At 62.1% G+C, this 14568-nt stretch carries 20 protein-coding genes; 12 read left to right on the forward strand and 8 right to left on the reverse strand.

Annotated elements, in window-relative coordinates; genetic code table 11:
• Positions 1–313, forward strand: a 313-nt coding sequence (locus PG897_RS22590) for a hypothetical protein (RefSeq protein ID WP_442866316.1), incomplete at its 5' end; no start/stop codon positions are given.
• On the opposite strand, the gene PG897_RS20800 is transcribed toward PG897_RS22590, so the two are convergent.
• A complete protein-coding gene (locus tag PG897_RS20800) occupies positions 300–1040 on the reverse strand; it encodes a PhzF family phenazine biosynthesis protein (protein ID WP_201882846.1) in 741 nt (246 codons plus the stop codon). The genes PG897_RS22590 and PG897_RS20800 overlap by 14 nt on opposite strands.
• Positions 1041–1136: 96 nt before the next feature.
• A complete protein-coding gene (locus tag PG897_RS20805) occupies positions 1137–1364 on the reverse strand; it encodes a hypothetical protein (protein ID WP_201882840.1) in 228 nt (75 codons plus the stop codon).
• 488 nt (positions 1365–1852) lie between these two features.
• Between PG897_RS20805 and PG897_RS20810 the strand changes: the two genes are divergently transcribed.
• The 6 genes from PG897_RS20810 (at position 1853) to PG897_RS20835 (ending at position 5836) form a co-directional block, all read left to right on the forward strand.
• Positions 1853–1981, forward strand: a complete 129-nt coding sequence (locus PG897_RS20810; RefSeq protein ID WP_265342976.1) for a hypothetical protein — start codon at positions 1853–1855, stop codon at positions 1979–1981.
• Positions 1971–2720: a 23S rRNA (guanosine(2251)-2'-O)-methyltransferase RlmB gene (gene rlmB / locus PG897_RS20815; RefSeq protein ID WP_201882830.1), complete on the forward strand. Its 750-nt coding sequence runs from the start codon at positions 1971–1973 to the stop codon at positions 2718–2720. Before PG897_RS20810 ends, rlmB begins: the two co-directional genes overlap by 11 nt.
• Before the next feature lie 10 nt (positions 2721–2730).
• The gene (locus PG897_RS20820; RefSeq protein WP_201882828.1) at positions 2731–3297 is read left to right on the forward strand and encodes a Crp/Fnr family transcriptional regulator; all 567 of its coding nucleotides are present in this window, start codon (positions 2731–2733) and stop codon (positions 3295–3297) included.
• 57 nt (positions 3298–3354) lie between these two features.
• A complete protein-coding gene (locus PG897_RS20825; protein ID WP_005308863.1) occupies positions 3355–3804 on the forward strand; it encodes a GNAT family N-acetyltransferase in 450 nt (149 codons plus the stop codon).
• Positions 3805–4022: 218 nt separating this feature from the next.
• Positions 4023–4883 carry a DMT family transporter gene (locus PG897_RS20830; protein WP_010635120.1) on the forward strand — a complete coding sequence of 287 codons (861 nt, stop codon included), beginning with the start codon at positions 4023–4025 and terminating at the stop codon, positions 4881–4883.
• 116 nt (positions 4884–4999) lie between these two features.
• Positions 5000–5836, forward strand: coding sequence for a DMT family transporter (locus tag PG897_RS20835; protein ID WP_201882826.1), 837 nt, complete (start codon positions 5000–5002; stop codon positions 5834–5836).
• Between the two features lie 58 nt (positions 5837–5894).
• Here PG897_RS20835 and PG897_RS20840 read toward each other — a convergent pair whose 3' ends face one another.
• Genes PG897_RS20840 through PG897_RS20855 form a run of 4 tightly spaced genes read right to left on the reverse strand, consistent with a single transcriptional unit; the run spans position 5895 to position 9128 of the window.
• Positions 5895–6746 carry a glycine betaine ABC transporter substrate-binding protein gene (locus tag PG897_RS20840; protein ID WP_201882844.1) on the reverse strand — a complete coding sequence of 284 codons (852 nt, stop codon included), beginning with the start codon at positions 6744–6746 and terminating at the stop codon, positions 5895–5897.
• A 31-nt stretch (positions 6747–6777) separates the two neighbouring features.
• Positions 6778–7227, reverse strand: a complete 450-nt coding sequence (locus PG897_RS20845; protein ID WP_201882824.1) for a VOC family protein — start codon at positions 7225–7227, stop codon at positions 6778–6780.
• A gap of 43 nt (positions 7228–7270) precedes the next feature.
• Positions 7271–8446, reverse strand: coding sequence for an MFS transporter (locus PG897_RS20850; protein WP_201882822.1), 1176 nt, complete (start codon positions 8444–8446; stop codon positions 7271–7273).
• A 10-nt stretch (positions 8447–8456) separates the two neighbouring features.
• Positions 8457–9128, reverse strand: coding sequence for an SDR family oxidoreductase (locus PG897_RS20855; protein WP_017764020.1), 672 nt, complete (start codon positions 9126–9128; stop codon positions 8457–8459).
• Positions 9129–9252: 124 nt separating this feature from the next.
• Between PG897_RS20855 and PG897_RS20860 the strand changes: the two genes are divergently transcribed.
• Positions 9253–10143, forward strand: coding sequence for a LysR family transcriptional regulator (locus PG897_RS20860; RefSeq protein WP_201882820.1), 891 nt, complete (start codon positions 9253–9255; stop codon positions 10141–10143).
• On the opposite strand, the gene PG897_RS20865 is transcribed toward PG897_RS20860, so the two are convergent.
• Together PG897_RS20865 and PG897_RS20870 are read right to left on the reverse strand one after the other, a co-directional pair.
• On the reverse strand, positions 10134–11024 hold the full coding sequence (locus tag PG897_RS20865) for a hypothetical protein (RefSeq protein ID WP_201882818.1): 891 nt from the start codon (positions 11022–11024) through the stop codon (positions 10134–10136). The genes PG897_RS20860 and PG897_RS20865 overlap by 10 nt on opposite strands.
• Before the next feature lie 66 nt (positions 11025–11090).
• On the reverse strand, positions 11091–12314 hold the full coding sequence (locus tag PG897_RS20870; RefSeq protein ID WP_270829358.1) for an Nramp family divalent metal transporter: 1224 nt from the start codon (positions 12312–12314) through the stop codon (positions 11091–11093).
• 237 nt (positions 12315–12551) lie between these two features.
• Between PG897_RS20870 and rpsF the strand changes: the two genes are divergently transcribed.
• The 4 genes from rpsF (at position 12552) to PG897_RS20890 (ending at position 14540) form a co-directional block, all read left to right on the forward strand.
• A complete protein-coding gene (gene rpsF / locus PG897_RS20875) occupies positions 12552–12938 on the forward strand; it encodes a 30S ribosomal protein S6 (RefSeq protein WP_005308887.1) in 387 nt (128 codons plus the stop codon).
• Positions 12939–12968: 30 nt separating this feature from the next.
• Entirely contained in the window at positions 12969–13199 is a 231-nt protein-coding gene (gene rpsR / locus PG897_RS20880; RefSeq protein WP_005308890.1) for a 30S ribosomal protein S18, read from the forward strand.
• 52 nt (positions 13200–13251) lie between these two features.
• The gene (gene rplI / locus PG897_RS20885; protein ID WP_005308892.1) at positions 13252–13698 is read left to right on the forward strand and encodes a 50S ribosomal protein L9; all 447 of its coding nucleotides are present in this window, start codon (positions 13252–13254) and stop codon (positions 13696–13698) included.
• 101 nt (positions 13699–13799) lie between these two features.
• Complete coding sequence (locus PG897_RS20890; protein ID WP_201882808.1) at positions 13800–14540, forward strand: ferredoxin--NADP reductase; 741 nt, start codon at positions 13800–13802, stop codon at positions 14538–14540.
• Positions 14541–14568 lie beyond the last annotated feature (28 nt).

The raw sequence follows: 14568 nt of genomic DNA on the forward strand, positions 1-14568 counted from the left end.
ACACGCCGAAACAGCGCTTGGCACAGGCCGCATGACCTCTACTTTTGAGTGCTCCAAAAAATGGGGGGATTACCGCACCACGACGACGGCAGATAGAACAATTGCAACGCCTCGGGTTTTCTACTCCGTTCGGCAAGCTCAGTTCAATAACAACCCCGCCACAATGGCAAATTACTCTGTGGATCGGACTGATTTGAACGTTCCCGATAGCTTTGAAATCTGCCATTTTTCAGTAAACCCCAATGCTTGGCTTAGGGACTGGACACATAGTGCGTTGACAGCCCATCTTGAGTCGTTTGTTAAATTGCAATAGCACGTAGCTTGGCTTGAGCACACACCGTGATTAAACTCTCTGTCGTGCGCTCTACTTCAAAATAACCACCAGACACTGAAAGTTGATGCACATTCAATGAATCTGAACCAAGTTTTTTAAACCAATAAGGAGCAAGCGAGCATTGTGCTGAGCCCGTTGCCAAATCTTCAGATATGCCAATTTTAGGGGCGAAGTATCTTAGAACATAACCACTCTTTCCATTTGCGGCTGTCACGATTAGAGCATAATAGCCATTGAGTTTCTTCAATCGTTCATCGTCTGGCTGGAAATTCATTACCCTCTCTACAGAGGGTAAAACCAAGACTAAATCTCGAGTAGAAAAAACGTCAATGGCATCGGCAGCTAAGTCAGATATCTCTACTGGAGCAGGACAAGGCTGGCCCTCCCAACTTGGCAGCAAAAGTGTATATAGGCCATTTCTTTTAGCAATAACAACTTCACCGTGTCTGCTACTGAAAACCACCTCATCCAGCGAGTACTTGGAAATAATTGCAGCGCCAGCTCCCAAACTACCGTGACCGCAAAGATTAATTTCACCATCCAATGCAAACCAACGAATATGAAATTTTCCGTCAACTTTAGTAATGAAGGAAGTAACTGGCAGCCCAATGTCACGGGTGATTTGATGCAACTCGTTATCGGGAAGCCAGTTTTTTAGCTCTAACACGCCACAAGGATTGCCAAAGGCCGATTCACCGATAAACACATCATAAATATCAATTTTGATAATCCACAATCCTTGACTGAAACTTAATCAAAATTAGATGGAAGACGGTACTAACACATTGGTGCCGCCTTCCATCTAGCCCTGCTTCGCTCTGATAGCAATCATTAGCAATATCATTAAAAAACCACTTATTAATTTCTTGCCTCTGACGCTGAATGTGTTCGCATGACTTCCGTATTTTTCTCGCGCATTGCCGTTGTGAGGAAAAACCGTGGCGGTGTTTGCCATGATATGTGCCGACAAGGCTACCGCCCCTGAATTCCAGCCTCCAGTCTGCTGCGTGGTTTCGTTGGCCTGGTTCATGGGTGACTCCGACGAGACGGTTGCCAAACGGCTATGGTAGCGAGTGCCGCCGGGGAGAAAAGAGGGGAGTAATGATTTCCTGAGCAGGATCAACAAATTAATTGGCATGGGGGGGCTTTGTGCGTAGTGCGCCAATACGGCGAGTTTCAGGTATCAGCAAGTGCATCAGAGGGGCAGGGTATTGGCTCCCCCCTGTAATCCGCCGAGGGGAGGGCGCAAGGTCAAGAGCGCCATCAGGAATGATGGCGCAGCCGCAGTTGGGCATGGATGCCCCATCTGCGGCGGTCCGTCCGACCTTGTGCTTGACCCGAGGGAAACCGCGCAGCGGTCGGATTGGCGTGGGAAGGCCTTCTTGGGCCAGCAAGAAGTCACTCGCCGCAGCCCGCAGGGCGGGCGAAACCCCGCATAGTGGCAATCCCGCAGGGATTGGGATGCTTGGCACAGGCGAAGGAGTTTGGCTGAACTCCCTAGGGACCGGAGTCTCTGGTATGATGCGCCATCATTTAGCGACCGGTGACGACGCCAGCATCATGCTGGTCAGGCTGCCGGTAGGGCCATTTTTCTTTGTGGCGCACTGGGTGCGACCCGACACCACGGATCTTGAACATGAGCAGTGAACTGATTTACGGCATCCACGCCGTGGCCGCCCTTCTTGAGCGCGAGCCGGAGCGTTTCATCGAAGTGTGGGCCCTCAAGGGCCGCGACGATGAGCGGCTGCAGCCCCTGCTGGCGGAGCTGGATGCGCTCGGCCTCAAGGTGCAGAGCGTGAACCGCAAGACGCTCGACGACAAGGCGGAGGGCAACAATCACCAGGGCATCATGGCCCGGCTGAAGGAGGCGCCCAAGCTGGCCGAGCACGACCTGGCCAGCCTGCTGGACAAGCTGGCCGAGCAAGAAACCGTCCCCTTCCTGCTGGTGCTGGACGGGGTGACCGATCCGCACAACCTGGGTGCCTGCCTGCGCAGCGCCGATGCGGCCGGGGTGCATGCGGTGATCGTGCCGCGCGACAAAGCCACCGGGCTGACCCCTATCGTGCGCAAGGTCGCCTGTGGCGCCGCCGAAGTGGTGCCGCTCATTCAGGTCACCAACCTGGCTCGCAGCCTGCGCGAGCTGCAGGAGCGTGGCGTCTGGCTGGTCGGCACCGCCGGTGAGGCGGATCACGACCTCTATCAGGCCAAGCTGACCGGCCCGATGGCGCTGGTGATGGGCGCAGAGGGCAAGGGTATGCGTCGCCTCACCCGCGAGCACTGCGACGAGCTGGTGAGCATCCCGATGGCGGGGGCGGTATCCAGCCTCAACGTCTCGGTGGCGACTGGCGTCTGCCTGTTCGAAGCCGTGCGCCAGCGCCGCGCCTGAGGCGAGCTGAATGGACAGACCCCCGTTTTGCCGGGATCGGGTCACGGATGAGCAGGAGGCCGCGCGCCTCCTCTCTTTTGCCCGGCCGCTGACCCTGAGCCCCCGCGCCTGCCTCTGGCATACCGGCGATCGACCCGATCTGCTGGTGATGGTGGAGCAGGGGCTGCTGCGGGCCAAGGTGGTGCTGGCAGATGGCCGCGAGTACATCAAGGAGTTTTACTGGGAGGGTGACGAGTTCCTCGACTTCCACCACCTGCTCAGCGGCGAGCCGGCTCGCTACAGCGTGGAGGTGCTGGAGCCCTGTCGGCTCTTGCTGTTCAATCTGGCCGACCTGCGCACGCTCTCCTGCTGGCCCGCCTGGTATCAGCATCTGCTGGCGGTGCAGCTGCGCATCAAGGAGGAGAAGGAGCTGCTGCTCTTGACCGAGAGCCCGCAGGCCCGTTATCAGCACTTTCTGCGCAGTTTTCCCGCTCTGGAGGCCAGGGTGCCCGATCACCAGATCGCCGCCTATCTCGGCATCACCCCCATCAGCCTGAGCCGCATTCGCAAACGGCTGAAGGATCTTAACAAAGGTTAATGCCGGCCCGCGTGCGGCTGGCTATGCTGCCCTTCTCATCATGAGCAAGGAATCCCCATGAACTGGTCTCTCAAATCTTTCGAACAACTCGACGTCAACGAACTCTATGAACTGCTCACCCTGAGATCTCGGGTCTTCGTGGTGGAGCAGACCTGCGTCTTTCTCGATCTGGACGGTGTCGACAAGCGCCCCGACGTACTGCACCTGCTCGGCTGGCAGGATGGGGCACTGGTGGCCTATGCCAGGCTGATGGCGCCCGGTGTGGCCAAGAGTGAGCAGGTGGTGATCGGCCGGGTGGTGACCGCCCCCGAGGCGCGAGGCGATGGCCTGGGCCACCGGCTGATGCAGCAGGCGCTGCAGGAGTGTGCCCGGCTGTGGCCCGGGGTCAGCATCTATCTGGGGGCTCAGGCGCACCTGCAGGGCTTCTACGGCCGTCACGGCTTCACCGCCGTGGGTGAACCCTATCTGGAAGATGACATCCCCCACATCGGCATGAGCTCCTCTTAATGCCTTTTAGGCATAACAATGAAATTATTATGTCTTGAGGTAGTAAAGAAAACGGGTGCTCGGCGCCATGTTAGTGGGTACCCTCTGAGTGATTAATCGGCAACAGTTGATGGATAGGTTTTAAAAATGGTCTTTTACCCCATTAATACAGAACAAGATTCAGCGATTGAGCCGTTGAGCCATTTTATTTGCGTTCGTCACACGAGCGGTTGTCGCTGATGGAGTTGTTGCGCAAGCGGTTCGCACTGGACCTGCAAACCTTCGCCATCATCACCCTGGTGCTGGGCAATCTGGCCCAGGCCTTCTCCGACGTGCTGGTCAAGCTGATCGGCCCCGGCTTCAGCCCCTTCCAATACATGTTCCTGCGCCAGCTGCTGACCCTGCTGGTGCTGCTGCCCTTCATGCTGCGGGTGCCGCGCTCGGCCTGGGGGCTGGGTGCCTGGAAGTGGCACCTGCTGCGCGGCCACCTCTGCCTGCTCGGCGGCGGTGGCATGATGCTGGCTCTGACCCAGTTGCCGCTGGCCACGGCCAACGCCATCTTCTATGTCTCCCCGCTGCTGACGTTGCCGCTGGCGGCCTGGCTGCTCAAGGAGAAGATCCACCCCAGAGTCTGGCTGCTGAGCGGCATGGGGCTGCTCGGGGTAGTGTTCGTGCTGCGGCCGGGGGATTTCCATCTGGCCGGGCTGGGCGCCCTGGTGACCGCCTTCACCCTGGCGCTGTTCAACATCACGGGACGCAAGTTGCCGGCCGGGATCTCGGTGGTGGCGACCCTGTTCTGGGCCAACCTGCTGGCCATGCCGCTGACCGCGGGTCTGGCGGTGGGTCAGTGGCAGCCGGTGGACTGGCGGCTGCTGGTGCTGATCGGCGGCAGCGGCGTCATGCAGCTGCTCTATCACGCCAGCTGCTTCTATTCCTATCGTCAGGTGGAGGCCAACCGCATCGCGGCGACCGAGTACTCGGGTCTGATGTTCGTGGTGCTGCTGGGGGTCTGGCTGTTTGGCGAGATCCCGGCGTGGAACCTCTGGGTCGGGGTGAGCTTCATCCTGCTGGCCATTCACTGGCAGCGCCGGTTGCGCTGAGGCCAGGCCGGCAGCAGGCTGCCGGATGAGAAAAACAGGCATCTTATGAGGCCGCTCTCTGTCATGGCCGGGCAAACCGGGTATGCTGGGCGGCCTGTTGCTATCGGAACCCTGTCGTGACCCCAACCATCTTTGCCGCCATCCTGCTGGCAGCCCTGCTGCACGCGCTCTGGAATGCGCTGGCCAAGCGCCAGGCCGAGGGGCGGGTCAGCGTCCTGCTGGTCTCCCTCTGCTCCGGTCTGTTTGCCGCCCCCTTTCTCCCCTTGGTGGGCTGGCCGGTGGCGGCCGAATATCCCTGGCTGGCGCTCTCCATTCTGCTGCACTGCGGCTACTGCCTGTTTCTCGGCCGAGCCTACCGGCTGGGGGAGTTTGGCCAGATCTATCCGTTAGCCCGGGGCGGCGCCCCGCTGGTGACCCTGCTGTTCGGTGCCCTGCTGCTGGGTGAGGTGCCGGGGATGGTGGCGGTGACGGGAGCCGTGGTGCTGGTGAGCGGCGTGCTGCTGATGGCGTGGCGCGGCGGCCTGCGGCTGGCGCCGGCCGCGCTGCAGGCGGTGCTTGTCACGGCGCTGTTTACCGCCTCCTACACCCTGTCCGATGGGGCGGGGGCCCGCTCGGCCGGCGAGCCGGTGCGTTATACCCTCTGGCTGTTTACCCTCACCGCGCTGATGATGCCGCTGCTGATGCGCTGGCAGAGCCGCACCGCCTGGCGCGAGCTGGGGCCTGCGGCGTGGCGCAGCGGCGCCATCGGGGGCGTCCTGTCGCTGTTGGCCTACGGTATCGTCATCTGGGCCATGACCAAGGCACCCATCGGCTTGGTGGCGGCCCTGCGTGAGAGCAGCGTGTTGTTTGCGGTGCTGCTCTCCTGGGGCTGGCTGGGGGAGAAGCTGGGGCGGGTCAGGCTGCTGGCCGCCCTGATTATCCTGGGTGGGATCCTGCTGATCCGCCTCGGCTAGGGGCGTGCCCCCTCGGTGTTGACGGCCGCCCCCGACCTGGATGCCGGCGGTGGAGACATCAGGCTGGTTGCTGCAAGGCGGCAATGGCTTCCCGGGCGACCCGGTCGAGGGGCTCGCCGAGCCGGCTGACCCGATAGTCGAGGCGCTCTATCAGCTCGTTGCCAAAGCGCAGCTTGTCCAGCGCTGTGAGGGTGGCGCCGTCCAGTTTGTCCAGGCGATCCTCCCGTATCAGCAGCACGGCCCTGTCGACCCCGCCCAGCAGCCCTCCGGGTTCTTTCAACTCACGGATGGGATGGATGGCGTGCAGGAACTGGGGGCGCCACAGGGGCACGATGGCCCAGCGTTGCTCGGCCACGGCTTGCTCAAAGGCGGCCAGACACTGCTCCTGTGTCCCGTTCAGGAAGCGGTAACCCGCCTGCTCGAGCCCGTACACCTTCATGATCTCCCGCGAGAAGCGGCTGATGCCAGCCCCCGGACCGATCCCCTGGATCTGCGGCGTCATGCGCTGCCTTACCTCGGGGCGCAGCAGGTCGGCGACCTCGGCCACCTGATCGACGGGAACATACTCCGGGATGCCCCACAGGGCATAGGGCTGGTAGTGCAGCCCCAGCTCACGCACGGTCACCCGCTTCTCGACCTCGGCTTTGTAGATGCCGTGGCTGGCAGGCAGCCAGGCGGAGGCCAGCAGATCGATCTCGCCGCTGGCGAGCCGTTCAAAATTGGCCTCATGGGGGGCGTGGCTGCGGGTGACCCGGTAGCCCCGCTGCTCCAGAACGGCAGTCACCAGGGCCCCGGCCATGCGGTGGAATGAGAGATCCGTGATGCCGAGCCTGAGCTGGGGGCCAGCGCCCAGGCCCGAGGGGGAGCGGGGGCTTGCCAAGGCCCGCCCCGCCACTGCCAGGGTGCCCATGGCAATCGCGCTTTTGATGAAATGTCGTCTGTTACTCATCCCTATCTCCCCCGGCCGGCGGGTTGTTGTGCTGGTCTATGTCCGTCTGGGTGAAGAGCAACTCGACCTGCACCCCGTTGTTATCCCTCAGAAAGAGTTGCAGCTCGTTGCGCTCCGGGATGACCCGGCTGACGAAGGGCACCTCCAGTCGCAGCAGGCGAGCCTGCGTCTCTACAGGATCCGAGGCACTCAGCGAGATGTGATCGATGCAGCCGCTGCCTTGCTCCGTCTCCCGTTTCCCCAGATAGTCGGTCAGTCCCTCGCTCTGGGTGTTGGCAACGATGTGCAGCAGGGGGCGCCCTCCTGCGTAGAGCCAGCAACCCGGAAAAGGAAAGGGGGGCTTCCCCCCTTCCTGCAGGCCGATGGCATCGCGATAAAACGCTGTGGTCTGCTCCAGCTGATCCGTGCGAAGCGTGACGTGGTCGATGGCATGTATGGTCATATGGCCTCCTGTCGGCTCGGAATGCGGGTGAAGGGGTCGTCGCCTAGCAGGCCAGGGCCCTTGGCTGGCCTCTTCGCTCCTGGGTCAGGATGAACAGCAGCCCCAGGGCCGGTACCAGCGCCGCGAAGAAGGGGAGGGCTGCCGGTCCCAGCTGGCTGTCGACGACGGCGCCACCGATCACTCCGCCCAAGGCGTTGGCGATGTTGAATGCCGAGATGTTGGCGGTGGCCGCCAGCTCCGGGGCCTGCCGGCCATATTTCATCACCCGCATCTGCATGGCGGGCAGATTGGCGAAGGTGGCCACACCAAACAGGAAGGTGGCGATCAGGAAAGGCCATGTGTAGTGCTCCACCACGCCGACCAGCAGCAGGGCCAGAATGGTCAGCAGTGGCCACACCAGCAGGGAGCGCCGCAGATTGCGGTCGGCGCTGTGCCCGCCGATGTTGTTGCCCAGCACCAGGCCCAGCCCGACGACCACCAGCACGCCTGTGATGGCGGAACGTTCGAAGCCAGCCACCTCTTCTGCCAGCGGCGCTATGTAGCCATAGAGGGTCATGAAGCCGGCCCAGCCCAGTACGGTAAAGAGCAGGCTGGCCAGCAGGTTCCAACTGCGGAAGGCGGCAAGCTGCTGGCTGATGGAGGTGGCGCTCTCCCTGGGTTGGCGCTCGATGACGAGGGCGATGGCCAGCATGGAGAGCAGACCCAGCCCGGCGACCACCAGGAAGGTGGTATGCCAGTCGAAGGCGTTGCCTATCCAGGCCCCCGCCGGCACGCCCAGCACGTTGGCCAGGGTCAGGCCCGCAAACATCTGGCCGACGGCGCGGCCCGCCATCTTGTCGCTCACCATGCGGGTGGCGACCACGGCACCTATGCCATAGAAGGGGCCCTGGGTCAGGCCGGCCAGGATGCGGCTCACGATCAGGGTGACGTAGTCGGTGCTGAAGGCCGCGATCAGGTTGGCGACCACAAACAGCACCATCAGTGCCAGCAGGACGCGACGTTTCTCGAAGCGGGCCAGCCAGAGGGTGAGCAGCGGGCCGCCAAAGACGATGGCCAGGGCATAGGCGGTGATGAGGTTGCCCGCCTGGCCCGTGGTGACCCCCAGCGATTCAGCCACCTGGGGCAGGATGCCGGCGATCAGGAACTCTGCGGTGCCGATGGCAAAGGCACTCAGGGTCAGGATCCAGATCCGGGCCGGGAGCGTGTTGGGCTCTTTCATGTTCATCTCCTCAGTTGATCAGAGCGCCGCCATCGATATCTATGGTGGCGCCGGTCATGAAGGGGTTGTCGATGGCCAGCAGATAGCCGGCGGCAAGATCTTCGGCGCGGCCGTACCGACCGGCCGGCAGGCTGGCGGCCGCCCGGCCCAGCATGGCCTCTCGCGCCTCGGGCGCCATGGCGGCGTAGGCCTCGGTATCGGTCAGCCCCGGGCTGACTACATTGACCCTGATGGGGGCCAGCTCACGGGCGAGCAGCCTGGCGGCGGCCTCGAGCGCGGCATTCATGGTGGTCTTGACCAGGGTGCCGGGCACTGTCTTGCGGGCCAGGAACCCTGTGGTGAGGGTGATGGTGCCGCCGGGGGCCATATACGGGGCAAGGCTGCGGATGACCGCCAGAGTGCCCCAGAACTTGGTGTCGAAGGCCGCCTTGGCCGCCGTGAGATCCAGCTCGAGCAGCGACCCACCAGGCGCCTGGGAACCGGCGGTGATGACCAGGTGATCCAGCTGTCCCAGATCGGTCAAGAGGTTGTCGATTGAGGTCTGGTCCGTGATATCCAGGCCGCTCTTGCGACTGGCGACGATGACCTGACCGGGACGCTGGCGCAGGGCATCGGCGACGGCGCGGCCGATACCTGTGTGGCCACCGATGACAAGGGACAGGGTGTGTTGATGAAATGCCATGGCAATGTTCCTCTCTGAGACGGCGGGGGATCCGCGCCTGTGTCTGCTGGAGAAGATAGATGTGACGGTGTATTTTGATAATTGCCGCAAAATCTAAAACATAATTCGGATTATCAATACAATCATGCTCGAGAACCTCAATCTGTTCCTGGTCATAGTGGAAAAAGGGGGGCTGGCCGCCGCTGGGCGTGAGCTGGGCTTCTCCCCGGCAACCGTCTCGGAGCGGCTGGCCTCCCTGGAACGCTACTACGGTACGGCCCTGCTCAGCAGAACCACTCGCTCCATCAGCCTCACCGAAGAGGGGCGCCTGTTGCTGGAGGAGGGGCGCCATCTGCTGGCCCAGGCCGAGGGGCTCAAGCGCCGTCTGCGCGATGGCGGGGATGAAATGAACGGGTTGCTGCGCATCAGCGCCCCTCATGATCTGGGGATCAGCCGGCTGGTGCCGCTGCTCGATCGCTTCATGGCACAACACCCGAGGATCACGCTGGATCTCAACCTGACCGACGGCTATCTGGATCTGGTGGGGCAGGGGATCGATCTGGCCCTGCGCTACGGAGAGCTGGCCGACAGCACACTGCGCACCCTCTCGCTGGGGGAGAACCGCCGGATCGTCTGTGCCTCACCCGCCTACCTGACGCGCAAGGGGGAGCCCCGCCATCCGGAAGAGCTTGCCGATCATGACTGCCTGCTGATGCGTTTCGGAGAACATCCGGAGCGCTGGTGGTCTTTTCAGGTCGAGGGCGTGGTGAAGCGGGTGATGGTGCAGGGGCGGCGCATCAGTAACAACGGTTATCTGGTGCGCCAGTGGTGCCTGCAGGGGGAGGGGATCTGCCTCAAGTCCCGCTGGGATGTGGGGGAGGATCTGAGCCATGGCCGCCTGGTGGAGATCCTGCCCGAGTTCGCTGCCCCGGCGTCACGGCTGCAGATCGTCTACCCCTCCGGGCGGCATCAGCCGCGCCGGGTGCGCGCCCTGATCGACGCGCTGGTCGCCGAGTTCGGACGCCCTCAGGGGTAGACCCGGGTCATCATGACAAACCCCTCTGCATCGGCGGTGAGGACTGTCTCGATCCGTCCCAGCTCGGCCAGCGTGGCCACATGGGTGCCGCCGCAGGGGATGGTGACCTCCTGCCCTTCCAGCGGGCAGTGCCAGTAACGGGAGTCGATGATCGACTCGCCGGCCCGGCTGCGGCGGATCTCGCCTCCGGTTGCCAGCCAGTTGGCCAGCTGGCGATTGATGTGCGCTTCAATCTGAGCCAGATCCGCCAGCAGGGCCTCACTGTTGACCCCCTTCTTGCGCAGGCTCTTGCCGATCCGGTACTGCTCGCGCGAGCCATTGGGCTCGACTCGCGAGGTCTGGATGGCGAGACGATCGAAATCCGGCTGATCCAGCGCGTCCCGCTCGCTCACCTCCTTGCGCCAGTAGGGGATGAGAGCCCGGTTGAGGGCCAGTGCTGCCAGATGGCAGCCGCTGTGACCCAGGCTCAGGGCGTGACGGGCCTCGGCATCCACTTGCAGCGTCACCTGACTGCCCACCGGCAGCGCACAGTGACAGGCCAGCGGGTGCACCACCACGAAACGCCACCCTTCCGCGCCTCGCTTGACCGGGATCGCCTGGTCGACGAACAGCTCCCCATCCGGGCTGATGGCCCCCATGCGGCAGGGGCCGACGGCAGCTTCGCCACCCTCCCAGCGCACTGTGCCCACGTCACCCGGCTGATCGGGCCAGAGGTGGCTCTGGGGATGAAAGGGGGTGAGGTCGGTGACCAGCAGGCTGGTATCGCCGCTCTGGCAGCAGATGACGCTGGCCTGCTCCTGGTGGTGGCCCAGCACGAAGCTGGCTCGGGTATGTGACATGGATAGCTCCCGCAGATCGAAGAGGAAGAGAGCCGCCAGCATACGTCAAAGCGCAGACCGGCTCATTAACCTCGGTTAATGAGCCGGTCTGGAGGCGGATGATGAGCGCTAGATCATGGCGACCAGCAGGTAGGCGTTGAGCCCGATCACCAGGGCGACGATGAGGCGGCCGAGCGCCTGGGTCACCGGGTGGTTGCGATACTCCCCCATCAGGGCGCGATCGCCGGTCAATATCAGCAGTGGGATGAGCGCCAGCGCGATGCCGAAGCTCAGCACCACCTGGCTCAACACCAGAATCTCGGTGGTGTTGAGGCCCATGGCGATCACCACGAAGGCAGGGGCCATGGTGATGGCGCGACGCAGCCAGAGCGGGATGGTGAAGCGCACGAAGCCCTGCATCACCACTTGGCCGGCCAGCGTGCCCACCACGGTGGAGCTGATGCCTGAGGCGACCAGCGAGAGGCCGAACAGGGTGGCAGCCGCCTGGCCCAGCAACGGGGTCAGGGTCTGGTAGGCCGACTCCAGCTCCGTCACCTGCTGGTTGCCGGAGCTGTGGAAGGCGGCCGCGGCCATGGCCATCATGGCCAGGTTGACGAAGCCGGCGATGGTCATGGCGATGGCCACGTCGACCCGGGTGGTGTGCAGCCGCTGGGGGACCGAGCCCTGATCCTGGGTGTGCTGGGTCAGTGCCGAATGCAGGTAGATGACGTGGGGCATCACGGTGGCACCGAGCACCCCGGCCGCCAGATAGACGGCGTCGCTGTTGGGCAGGCCGGGGAAGAGGGCCCCTTCCAGCAGGCTCGGCAGGTGGGGGCGAGAGAACACCAGCTCGACGATGTAGGCCGCCGCCACGAACAGCAGCAGGCCGCCCACCACGAACTCCAGCGGTTTCTGGCCGCGGGACTGCAGCATCAGGATCCCCCAGGTGACCACGGCGGTGATGCCGGCCCCTTCCAGCAGGGTGACCCCGAGCAGCAGCTTGAAGCCGACCGCGGCCCCGATGAATTCGGCCAGATCGGTGGCCATGGCGATGATCTCCGCCTGCACCCAGTAGGCCCAGACCGCCGGCTTGGGCAGTCGGTCGCGAATGTGTTCCGCCAGGTTCTTGTCGGTGACGATGCCGAGCTTGGCCGAGAGAGTCTGCACCAGCATGGCCATCAAGTTGGCCCACACCACGACCCATAGCAGCTGGTAGCCAAAGGTGGAGCCGGCCTGAATGTTGGTGGCGAAGTTGCCCGGATCTATGTAGCCGATGGCGGCGATAAAGGCCGGCCCGAGCAGGGTCAGTTTGAATTTGCGGGCCGGGATGGCCGTGGTCAGCGCGGGTTGCATGGTATCAGCCTCCATAAGTGCATGGAGATAGAATAGATCTAAATGATAATTATTATCAATTGATGTTTTGTATTGTTTCCATAGATAAAAACATCGGCGGTGGCTGGTTGCAGTGAGGGATGGGATCTCGTACAATACGCCGCCCTAGAAAAGCAGCGTCTAAACACCATTATGTTCCTTGCCTCCGAGGTCTGGCTGCACCTGGGCGGAGGCTGAATTAATCCGTAAGGAGCTAAAATGCGTCATTACGAAATCGTCTTCATGGTTCATCCGGACCAGAGCGAGCAAGTACCTGGCATGATCGAGCGTTACACCGGCGCCATCACCACCTCCGGTGGTACCATTCATCGCCTGGAAGATTGGGGCCGTCGTCAGCTGGCTTACCCGATCGACAAACTGCACAAAGCCCACTACGTTCTGATGAACGTAGAAGCAGAGCAAGCTGTTATCGATGAGCTGGAAACCAACTTCCGCTTCAACGATGCCGTTATCCGCAACATGATCATGCGCACCAAGCACGCCGTGACTGAAGTTTCTCCGATGGCCAAGGCCAAGGAAGAGCGCTTCACCCGTCGTGACGACGAGCGCCGCGAAGAAGCTACTGAAGCTGCTTCCGAAGAGTAATTCTGGATCACTGACTAGAGGATAAAGGCCATGGCACGTTATTTCCGTCGTCGTAAGTTCTGCCGCTTCACCGCCGAGAACGTTACCGAGATCGACTACAAAGATATCGTTACTCTGAAAAACTACATCACTGAATCTGGCAAGATCGTACCGAGCCGTATCACCGGTACCCGCGCCAAGTATCAGCGTCAGCTGGCACGCGCCATCAAGCGTGCTCGTTACCTGGCTCTGCTGCCGTACACCGATCTGCACAACAAGTAAGAATCGGTCCGGCACTTAAGCCTAACTCAACGAAATTTATAGAGGAAAGGTAATGCAAGTTATCCTGCTCGACAAAATCGCCAAACTGGGCGGTCTGGGTGACCAAGTTTCCGTGAAAGCTGGTTACGCCCGTAACTTCCTGATCCCGCAAGGCAAAGCTGTTATGGCCACCAAGGCCAACATCGAAGCTTTCGGTGCTCGTCGCGCTGAGCTGGAAGCCAAACTGGCTGCCAACAAAGCTGCTGCTGAAGAGCGTGCTGCCAAGCTGGCCGAACTGGCTACCGTGGTTATCGCTTCCAAGTCTGGCGACGAAGGCAAGCTGTTCGGTTCCATCGGTACCCGTGACGTGGCTGAAGCCATCACTGCTGCCGGCGTAGCCGTTGCCAAGAGCGAAGTCCGCATGGGCAACGTTCTGCGTAACACCGGTGACTACGAAGTTGCTGTTCAGCTGCACGCTGATGTTAAAGCAACCGTACAGATCCAGGTTGTTGCCCTGTAATTGCGATTCGCTTTTGCAGAAAAAACCCGCGCACTTGCGCGGGTTTTTTATTTTCAGGCCCGGGGGTAGAGTAAAGACCTGTTCCTCTGGAGGAGATCCCTATGGCCTGGGTCGAAGGTCGCGTCCTTGAACGCATCGAGTGGACACCCACCCTGTTCTCCCTGCGTGTGGCGGCCGAGCTGGCCCCCTACAAGGCGGGGCAATTCACCAAACTGGCCCTCGAGCAGGGCGATCGCCGCGTCCAGCGGGCCTACTCCTTCGTCAATCCCCCGTCTGCCCCCTATCACGAGTTCTATTTCGTCGAGATCCCCGATGGGGAGCTGACTCCGACCCTGGGTTCCCTGCGGACGGGCGACAGCCTGCTGGTGCAATCCCTGGCGACCGGTTTTCTCACCCTGGATGAGGTGCCGGCCGGGCGCGATCTCTGGCTGCTCTCCACCGGGACCGCCATCGGCCCCTTCCTCTCCATGCTGGCCGACGGGGAAGCCTTTGCCCGTTTCGAGAATCTGGTGCTGGTGCACGGGGTGCGCAAGGGGGAGGAGCTGAGCTATCGGGATCTGATAGTGAGCTTTGCCGAGCGTCATGGCGAGCGTTTTCGCTACGTCCCCTTCGTCAGCCGTGAAAGCTGGCCCGAGGCGATGGAGGGGCGGATCCCGGCGGCCATCGCCGATGGTCGCCTGCAGGCGCGAGTGGGGCTGGAATTTGCTCCCGCGCTGAGCCAGGTGCTGATCTGCGGCAACCCGGCCATGGTGAAGGAGACCCAGCAGACCCTGTTGTCATTGGGGTTGGCCAAGAACCTGCGGCGGGCCCCCGGCAACATCAGTGCGGAGAATTACTGGTAGGAAAAGCGAACAAGGGGCCATGGGCCCC

Origin of the sequence: Aeromonas sp. QDB20, assembly GCF_027707805.1 — a bacterium.
GTDB lineage: Bacteria > Pseudomonadota > Gammaproteobacteria > Enterobacterales > Aeromonadaceae > Aeromonas > Aeromonas dhakensis.

Bases quoted from the DNA above. Each gene is read 5' to 3' on its own strand.
- PG897_RS20825 (WP_005308863.1), top strand. From the start codon at position 3,355: ATGAACTGGTCTCTCAAATCTTTCGAACAACTCGACGTCAACGAACTC.
- rpsF (WP_005308887.1), top strand. From the start codon at position 12,552: ATGCGTCATTACGAAATCGTCTTCATGGTTCATCCGGACCAGAGCGAG.
- PG897_RS20855 (WP_017764020.1), bottom strand. From the start codon at position 9,128: ATGGCATTTCATCAACACACCCTGTCCCTTGTCATCGGTGGCCACACA.
- PG897_RS20805 (WP_201882840.1), bottom strand. From the start codon at position 1,364: ATGAACCAGGCCAACGAAACCACGCAGCAGACTGGAGGCTGGAATTCA.
- PG897_RS20820 (WP_201882828.1), top strand. From the start codon at position 2,731: ATGGACAGACCCCCGTTTTGCCGGGATCGGGTCACGGATGAGCAGGAG.
- PG897_RS20830 (WP_010635120.1), top strand. From the start codon at position 4,023: ATGGAGTTGTTGCGCAAGCGGTTCGCACTGGACCTGCAAACCTTCGCC.
- PG897_RS20810 (WP_265342976.1), top strand. From the start codon at position 1,853: ATGATGCGCCATCATTTAGCGACCGGTGACGACGCCAGCATCATGCTG.
- PG897_RS20850 (WP_201882822.1), bottom strand. From the start codon at position 8,446: ATGAAAGAGCCCAACACGCTCCCGGCCCGGATCTGGATCCTGACCCTG.
- PG897_RS20840 (WP_201882844.1), bottom strand. From the start codon at position 6,746: ATGGGCACCCTGGCAGTGGCGGGGCGGGCCTTGGCAAGCCCCCGCTCC.
- PG897_RS20860 (WP_201882820.1), top strand. From the start codon at position 9,253: ATGCTCGAGAACCTCAATCTGTTCCTGGTCATAGTGGAAAAAGGGGGG.
- PG897_RS20865 (WP_201882818.1), bottom strand. From the start codon at position 11,024: ATGCTGGCGGCTCTCTTCCTCTTCGATCTGCGGGAGCTATCCATGTCA.
- rplI (WP_005308892.1), top strand. From the start codon at position 13,252: ATGCAAGTTATCCTGCTCGACAAAATCGCCAAACTGGGCGGTCTGGGT.
- rlmB (WP_201882830.1), top strand. From the start codon at position 1,971: ATGAGCAGTGAACTGATTTACGGCATCCACGCCGTGGCCGCCCTTCTT.
- PG897_RS20870 (WP_270829358.1), bottom strand. From the start codon at position 12,314: ATGCAACCCGCGCTGACCACGGCCATCCCGGCCCGCAAATTCAAACTG.
- rpsR (WP_005308890.1), top strand. From the start codon at position 12,969: ATGGCACGTTATTTCCGTCGTCGTAAGTTCTGCCGCTTCACCGCCGAG.
- PG897_RS20890 (WP_201882808.1), top strand. From the start codon at position 13,800: ATGGCCTGGGTCGAAGGTCGCGTCCTTGAACGCATCGAGTGGACACCC.
- PG897_RS20845 (WP_201882824.1), bottom strand. From the start codon at position 7,227: ATGACCATACATGCCATCGACCACGTCACGCTTCGCACGGATCAGCTG.